The 3,777-nt window shown below is 76.1% G+C and carries 3 protein-coding genes; all 3 read right to left on the bottom strand.

The window, feature by feature from the left end; genetic code table 11:
* Positions 1-60 precede the first annotated feature (60 nt).
* Positions 61-2,139, bottom strand: coding sequence for a copper-translocating P-type ATPase (locus I4I78_RS31085; protein WP_218615080.1), 2,079 nt, complete (start codon positions 2,137-2,139; stop codon positions 61-63).
* An 88-nt stretch (positions 2,140-2,227) separates the two neighbouring features.
* Positions 2,228-3,076, bottom strand: coding sequence for a helix-turn-helix transcriptional regulator (locus I4I78_RS31080; RefSeq protein ID WP_218615079.1), 849 nt, complete (start codon positions 3,074-3,076; stop codon positions 2,228-2,230).
* A gap of 87 nt (positions 3,077-3,163) precedes the next feature.
* The coding region (locus I4I78_RS31075) for an alpha/beta hydrolase family protein (protein WP_218615078.1) at positions 3,164-3,777 on the bottom strand (614 nt) is incomplete at its 5' end.

Genomic DNA, 3,777 nt, shown 5'->3' with positions numbered 1-3,777 from the left:
CCCCTGACCCCGGGCGCCTGACCCCGGGCGCCTGACCCCACAGCCTGGTTCCGGGGTCGGTCAGGACCTCCGGGCCAGCACCTCCGGTCGCAGCTCGACCCGGCGCAGCAGCTGCGCGTTCGCGGCGACGACGATCGTGGACAGGCTCATCAGCACCGCCCCCACGGCCATCGGCAGCACGAACCCGACCGGAGCGAGCACCCCCGCGGCCAGCGGGACCGACACCAGGTTGTACCCGGCGGCCCACCACAGGTTCTGCACGCTCCTGCGGTGCCCGGCGCGGGACAGCGCGATCACCGAGAGGACGGCGCGGGGGTCGTCCGAGGCCAGCACGACGCCCGCCGAGGAGATCGCCACGTCGGTGCCGGCGCCGATCGCGATCCCGACGTCCGCGCGGGCCAGCGCGGGCGCGTCGTTGACGCCGTCACCGACCATCGCCACGGTCGCGCCGCGCGACTGCAGTCGGGCGACCGCGTCGTCCTTGTCCTGCGGCAGGACCTCGGCGAACACCTCGTCGACGCCGACGTCGCGGGCGACGGCCTCGGCGACCGGCCGCGCGTCCCCGGTGAGCATGACGGCGCGGACGCCGCGGGCGTGCAGCGCGGCGACGGCGTCGCGGGACTCCGGGCGGACCCGGTCGGCCAGGGCCAGCGCGCCGATCACCGCGCCGTCGCGCACGACGTGCAGCACGGTCGACCCGTCCGCGTCCCAGCGGCCGGTCTCGTCCGCGATCGCGGCGGGCGAGGACAGCCCCAGCTCGCGCAGCAGCGCCGGTCCGCCCACCGCGACGTCGGCGCCGTCGACGGTGGCGCGCACCCCGCGCCCGGTCAGCGACCGGAACCCGTCCGCCCGCCCGGCGGTCCCGGGGCCCCCTGTGGAGCCCGCGGCCGCGACGACGGCGCGGGCCAGCGGGTGCTCGCTGTCGGCCTCGACGGCGGCCGCCAGTGCGAGCGTGTCCGGATCGCCGGCCGTCCCGACGACGGCCGGTGCGCCGGTGGTCAGCGTGCCGGTCTTGTCGAACAGGACCGTGTCCACCCGGCGCATCCGCTCGAGCGCGAGCCGGTCGGTGACCAGGACGCCGGCGCGGGCGGCGCGGGCCGTCGAGATCGCGATGACGAGCGGGATCGCCAGTCCCAGTGCGTGCGGGCAGGCGATCACCAGGACGGTGACGGTGCGCTCGACGGCACCGGTCAGGTCGCCGAGTGCCGTCCAGACGGCGAACGTCACGACCGCGGCGCCGGTGGAGAACCAGAACAGCAGCGCCGCGGCCCGGTCGGCCAGTGCCTGGGCCCGCGACCGCGACGCCTGCGCCTGCTCGACGAGGCGGCGGATGCCGGCCAGTGTCGTGCCCTCGCCGACGGCGGTGACCCGCACCCGCAGCGCCGAGTCGGTCGCCACCGTCCCGGCCACCACCCGGTCGCCGACGGCCCGGGAGACGGTCCGGGACTCCCCGGTGATCATCGACTCGTCGACCTCGGCGGCGCCGTCGACCACGGTGCCGTCGGCGGGGACGCGCCCGCCGGAGCGGACCAGCACGGTGTCGCCCTCGGCGAGGTCGGCCGGCGTCACGGCGGACACGGAGCCGTCCGGCCCGACCCGTTCCGCGACGTCGGGAAGCAGTGCGGCCAGCGCGTCCAGTGCCCCGGAGGCCTGCCCGAGCGCGCGCATCTCCAGCCAGTGCCCGAGCAGCATGATCACGACGAGGAGCGCGAGCTCCCACCAGAAGTCCAGCATCAGCCCGGCGACGCCGAGCGAGGTCAGCAGGCTCGCCACGAACGCGACCGAGATCGCCAGCCCGATCAGCAGCATCATCCCGGGCCGGCGCGCGCGGATCTCGGACAGCGCCCCGGTCAGGAACGGGGCGCCGCCCCAGGCGAACACGACCGTGCCGAGCAGCGGCGGGACCCACGTCGACCAGGGCGGCGGGGTGTAGCCGAGCAGGCTCCCGACCATCGGGCTGAACACGACGACCGGGACCGACAGCGCGAGCGTCCACCAGAAGCGGTCCCGGAACTGCGCCGCGTGGTCGCCGTGGCCTCCATGCCCTCCGTGGGCCCCGTGGTCGTCGTGACCGTGGTCGTCGGTCGGGTGCTCCTCGGTCGGGTGCCCGGTCCCGGGTGCCGTCGGTGTCGCGCGCATCGGTCGCCTCGCCGTCGTCTCGTCTTCGTTGCCATTCCCGGCAACGAAGGTACCCCCCTAGGGTATTCCGGAGACGTGTGCGGAGTGCTCAGGAGCCGGTCCGGAGCTCCTGGGTCCCGACCACGCGCAGCAGCGACAGCCCGTCGGCCGCCGGGCTGCCCGGGGCGGCGGAGTAGACGAGCAGGGTCTGGTCGTCGGCCGAGACGTGCAGCGCGTCGCAGTCCAGGGTCAGCTCGCCGACCTGGGGGTGGGCGAACGTCTTGCGGTCGCCGTGGTGCGCGATCACCTCGCGCTCGGCCCAGATCCGGGCGAACGTCTCGCTGCCCGCGCACAGGTCGGCGACCAGGCGGCGCAGGGCCTGGTCCTGCGGGTAGCGGGCGACGGTGCCGCGCAGGTCCCCGATCATCGAGCGGTCCAGCCGTGCCCGGTCCTCGGCGGTGTGCGCGACCATCCGGCTGTCGCCGGTGAGGAACCGGCTGCGCAGGAGGTTGCGCCGGGCGGGCGGGTCGGCGGAGAAGTCGCCGAACAGGGCGGCCGCCATCGGGTTCCAGGCCAGCACGTCGCGACGGACGTTGAGCAGCACCGCGGGCAGGTCGGCGAACCGGTCGATCAGCCGCAGCACGCTGGGCCGGACCGCCGTGCCGATCTGCCCCGGGGTCGGTGGCGCGACGCCGGCCAGGTGGAACAGGTGGTCGCGCTCGGGCGTCTCCAGGCGCAACGCGCGGGCCATCGCCCCGAGCACCGCCTCCGACGGGTGCGGGCCGCGGCCCTGCTCGAGCCGGCTCAGGTAGTCGACGCTCATCCCGGCCAGCCCGGCGACCTCCTCCCGCCGCAGCCCGGGGGTGCGCCGGCGGGCCCCGGCCGGCAGCCCGACGTCGGCGGGGTGCACCCGCTCCCGCCACGTCCGCAGCATCGTGCCCAGCTCGTCCCGGTCCATGGGCTCCAGCATGGCGCGTCCGGCCGCGCCCGTCCTGGTACCACCGGTCCCCGGCTGCGCCTCATCCCGCCGGCCCCGGCCGGTGCGTCACCCGGTCAGGGGCAGCCAGTCGAGCACGTCGCGGATCCGCGCGTCCCAGTAGCCCCACTCGTGCCCGCCGCGGGTGAAGGTGCTGGTCACCGACAGCCCCGCGGCCGAGGCCCGCTCCGCGAACCGCAGGCTGCCCTCGAACAGCGGGTCCTCGGTGCCGCAGCACAGGTACATCGGGGGCGCGGTCGCCGGGTCGGCGCGGGCCAGCAGCGCGAACGGGTCGGCGTCGGTGCCGGCGAGGTCCGCGCCGTCGGCGATGCGCTCCCACATCCGCGGGTCCTCCTCGCGGGCCGGGCCCGCCGCGAGCGCCGCGACGTTCAGCGCGCCGGACAGGCTGGCCGCCGCGGCGAACCGTCCCGGGTCGGTCAGGGCCCAGGTCAGCGCGCCGTAGCCGCCCATCGACAGCCCCGCGACGAACGTGTCCTCGCGCCGCTGCGAGACCCGGAAGAACCGGTCCACGACCTGCGGCAGCTCCTCGGTCAGGTACGTGCGGTAGCGCCCGCCGTAGGCCTGGTCGAGGTAGAAGCTGCGGTGCACCTGCGGCATCACCACGGCCAGCCCCCGCTGTTCGACGTAGCGCTCGATCGCGGTGTTGCGCACCCACGCCGTGT

It is taken from the genome of Pseudonocardia sp. KRD291 (assembly GCF_019263595.1).
GTDB lineage: Bacteria > Actinomycetota > Actinomycetes > Mycobacteriales > Pseudonocardiaceae > Pseudonocardia.
This window is presented reverse-complemented; position numbering and strand designations above follow the sequence as displayed.

Excerpts from the sequence above, each read along its gene's own strand:
- I4I78_RS31085 (WP_218615080.1), bottom strand. The coding sequence starts at position 2,139 with ATGCGCGCGACACCGACGGCACCCGGGACCGGGCACCCGACCGAGGAG.
- I4I78_RS31080 (WP_218615079.1), bottom strand. The coding sequence starts at position 3,076 with ATGGACCGGGACGAGCTGGGCACGATGCTGCGGACGTGGCGGGAGCGG.